Raw genomic sequence first — 3,950 nt, 5'->3', positions numbered from 1 at the left:
CTGATGTCCGTGGTTACTACGTCGATGCGGGCCAGCATTCGGGTGAGCAGGAAGGCGTAATGATCGCTGAAGCGGCCAGTGAACGTCTCTTCCAACTCGCCGATCTTGCCACGTAGCCGGGTCCGGGCCAGCCGCACGAGGACCTTCGAGTCCCGTTCGCTGGAGACGAGAGCGGCCATCATGTCCCGGCCGGAGACCCCGAAGATGTCTGAGGTGACCACGCTGAGTTTGCTCTGGACGTCCTCCTGAGGCCAAAAAGTGGAAACCAGGTCATGGTGGGGTGAGGAGGGCTTCGAGTTCGGGCTCGGAGAGCAGGTTCGGGCGGACTACCTCGCCGGAGCGGACGTACAGGAACGCGGCGTCCACCGCGTCCAGCGCGACGCCGCGCAGCCGCGCCCACGCCAGCCGGTAGACCGCGAGCTGTGTCGCGTCCGCCCGCTGGCGGCCGGTCTTCCAGTCGACCACCTCCCACCGGCCGTCGCCGAGGTCGTACACCGCGTCGATGCGGCCCCGGACCGCCCGGCCGCCGATCAGCAGCTCGAACGGCGCCTCCACCGCGAACGGGCTGCGCCGGCCGTACGGGCTGGCCAGGAACGCCTCCCGCAGCGCCTCCGCATCCGCGGCATCGGCGTCGTCGATGCCCTCGTCCGCCGCCCCCGGCAGGTCGTCGAGGTCGATCAGCGGGGTCTGCTCGAACATCCCCTCCACCCAGGAGTGGAACGCCGTGCCCCGGCGGGCCTGCGGCACCGGCTGCCGCGGCATCGGGCGGGCGAGATCACGGGCCAGCCCCGCCGGGTCGGCCCGCAGCCGCACCACCTGGGACGCGGTGAGCGCGCGGGGCAGCTCCACCTCGCGGACGACCCGCCGGGCCCGGCGGGCCTCGGCCAGCAGCAGCTCGACGTCGGCGTCCAGCTCGGTGAGCATCTGCCGTTCCGCCGGGGTCATCCGCTCGTGGTCGTCGTCGGGAAGCGGACGGCCGGCGGTGAGCGCGGCCAGGTACCCGCCGACCTCCCGCGCGACGGCCTGCCGGCGGGCGAAGGCGACCGGCTCGTAGGGCAACGGCCAGTCCAGGTCATCCATGCCCGCGAGCTGCGGGTTCGTCTCCCCCTCGGACGGCGGCGGCGCCCACAGCGCGACCCGGCCGCCGCCGGCGCGGGCATGATCGTGGAGTTCGTCGAGGAACGCCGACGGCCCGCGGGGCCGGCGCTGCGACGGCCCCCACCAGTGGCCGCTGCCGAGCAGCAGCGACTTCGCCCGGGTGAACGCGACATAGCCGAGACGGCGTTCCTCCCGCTCCAGGTAGGCGTCGCACTCCGCGGTGAAGCCGGCGAGCGCGGCCTTGTCGTGGCCGCGCAGCGCCGGCAGGTCGTCGGCGTCCCCGCGCAGCGGTGTCGGGAGCATGGAGGCCGCCGTGGGCCACTTCGACCGGACCGTCGTGACGGGGAAGACCTTGCGGCTGAGGTTCGGCACGGCCACGACCTCCCACTCCAGCCCCTTGGACTTGTGGACGGTCATGAGCTGGACGGCGTCCGCGCCGGACGGGCTGGTCGCGTCCAGACCGCGCTCGTGCTCCCGCGCGGCCCGCAGGAAGGCCAGGAAGGCGCGGACCGAGCCGTCGTTGTCCAGGCCCTCGAAGTTCGCCGCGACGTCGATGAAGGCGGCGATGTTGTCCCGGCGGCGGGCCGTGACCGCCTCGGGGCTCGCGGCCAGTTCCACGTCCAGCCCGGTGACCTCGACAACCCGGTGGATGACGTCCAGCAGCGGCTCGTCGACGTGGGCGCGCAGGTGGCGCAGTTCCCCGGCGAGCATCCGCAGCCGGGCCCGGCCGGCGGGCGAGACCTCGTCGCCGGGGTCGTCGAGCACGTCGGCGAGCGCGACCACGTCACAGGGGTCGATCCCGGTCACGGCCTCGTCGAGCGGATCGAGCGAGCCGGCCGGGCCTGCTGGGTGGGCGCCGCCGTGACCGCCATGACCAGCCCCGTCGCCATAACCGGCATCGCCGCTTCGGCCGGTACCGCTGCCTCGGCCGGCGCCGTCACCATGGGCGTCATGATCGGCGGGGCTCTGTGGCTGTCGGGGCGCCGACCGGCCGGGCGCCGGCTGGTCGGAGGCCATCTGGTCGGAAACCGACTGCTCGGACGCCGGCTGGTCGGGCGCCGGTCGGTCGAGGAAGGCTGCGCGGTCCGTCCCCGCCCGGACGGCCGCCCGCGCCGCGCGGCCGAGCGCCGCGAGATCCCGGCGGTCCAGCCGTATCCGTGGGCCGGTCAGCAGCCGGACCAGCGCGGCGTTGGCGGTGGGGTCGTCGAGCACCTCCAGGGTCGCGATGACGTCGGCGACCTCCGGCAGGCTCAGCAGGCCGCCGAGCCCGACGACCTCCACCGGCAGCCCCGCCGCCAGCAGGGCCGCGTACAGCGCGGGCACGTCGGAGCGCGCCCGCACCAGCACCGCGCACTCCCCCGGCCTGGCCCGCCCGGCGTCGACGATCTCCCGCAGCGTCGCGGCGACCCAGCGGACCTCGCCCGCCCAGGTCGGATGCAGCGCCACCACCGTCGTGCCGTGCTCGGCGACGTCCGGCCGGGGACGCAGCCGCGCGACGCGGTGGCGGGCCCGCAGAGCCGCCGCGACCGTGTTCGCCAGGCTCAGCAGCCGGCCGCCGCTGCGCTGGTTGACCGTCAGCTCGTACACCCGCGCCGGCTCGCCGTCACGGCGGCGGAAGTGCAGCGGGAAGCCGTCGAGGTTCGCCACCGACGCCCCCCGCCAGCCGTAGATCGCCTGGCAGGGGTCACCGACGGCGGTCACCGGGTGGCCGCCGCCGAACAGGCCGGCGAGCATCCGCCGCTGCGCCACGGAGGTGTCCTGATATTCGTCCAGGAGCACGACCCTGGCCCGGGCGCGTTCCAGCGCGCCGACCTCGGGCACGCTGTCCGCCAGCCGGACGGCGAGGGTCACCAGGTCGCCGAAGTCGATGACCTCCAGCTCCTGTTTGGCCGCCCGGTACTCCGCCACCATGGCGGCGAGCTCCCGGCGGGCGCGGGCGGCCAGCGCCATCCGGCCGAGGGCTTCGACATGGCTACGGGCCCGCGGGGCACGGCGGCCGGCGGCGATCGCGGCTTCGAGCTCCGCGAGCCGCTCCAGCTCGAAGGCGGCGAGGGCGTCCGGGTCGACGAGGTGTTCGCTGAGCTCCGCCTCGAGCGCGACGAGATCGCCTGCGAGCATCGACATCGGCCGGGTCAGCGCCTCGACCGGCCCGCGGTGCTGGCGCAGCACCCGGCTGGCGAGCTGGAAGCGAGTGGCGTCGGCGAGCAGCCGGAACCCCGGTTCGATGCCCAGCCGCAGCGCGTGGTCCGTGATCAGCCGTTTCGCGAACGAGTGGTAGGTGGACACGACCGGTTCACCGTCGACGTCCCCGCCCGGGGATGGCTGGGACGCGTTGGCCACCTGGTAGCCGGCCGGGCCGCCTTCCCGCTGGCCGGCGACCAGATCGACTCCTCGCTGGTCGAGAAGGACGCCCTGCGCGCCGTGGCCTGCGCCCGGTGCGGCCGGCGCACCGGCTTCACGCTGGTCAGGAGGGCCGCCCCGAGCTCCGGAGCCCCCGAAGCCCGTGCTCGGCGCGGCCAGCGCGTCGGCTCCCCGCTGGTCGGGACGGCCGCCCCGAGGATCATCGGCGGTGCCGGCCGGGCCGGCCTTTGCCAGGCCCCGGCGGATCCGGTCGGTCAGCTCGCCCGCGGCTTTAGTGGTGAAGGTGAGCCCGAGCACGTCCCCGGGCGCGACCTGGCCGGTCGCGACCAGCCAGACGACCCGCGCGGCCATCACCGATGTCTTGCCCGAACCGGCGCCGGCAACGATCACGCCGGGCTCCAGCGGTGCCGTCGCCGCGGCGATCTGCTCGCCGGTGAACGGCACCCCGAGCAGGTCACGCAGGTCCTCCGGAGCCAGCGAGACCAGCGGGG

General features: G+C 74.8%; 1 protein-coding gene and 1 pseudogene. Both read right to left on the bottom strand.

Annotated elements, in window-relative coordinates; translation table 11 throughout:
- Positions 1–245: pseudogene (locus NBX02_RS04300) on the bottom strand (IS110 family transposase); the annotation flags it as partial.
- Positions 246–270: 25 nt separating this feature from the next.
- Positions 271–3,945, bottom strand: coding sequence for a UvrD-helicase domain-containing protein (locus NBX02_RS04295; protein ID WP_445548261.1), 3,675 nt, complete (start codon positions 3,943–3,945; stop codon positions 271–273).
- Positions 3,946–3,950 lie beyond the last annotated feature (5 nt).

This window comes from Protofrankia sp. CiP1_Cm_nod1, assembly GCF_920888515.1.
Lineage (GTDB): Bacteria > Actinomycetota > Actinomycetes > Frankiales > Frankiaceae > Protofrankia.
This window is presented reverse-complemented; position numbering and strand designations above follow the sequence as displayed.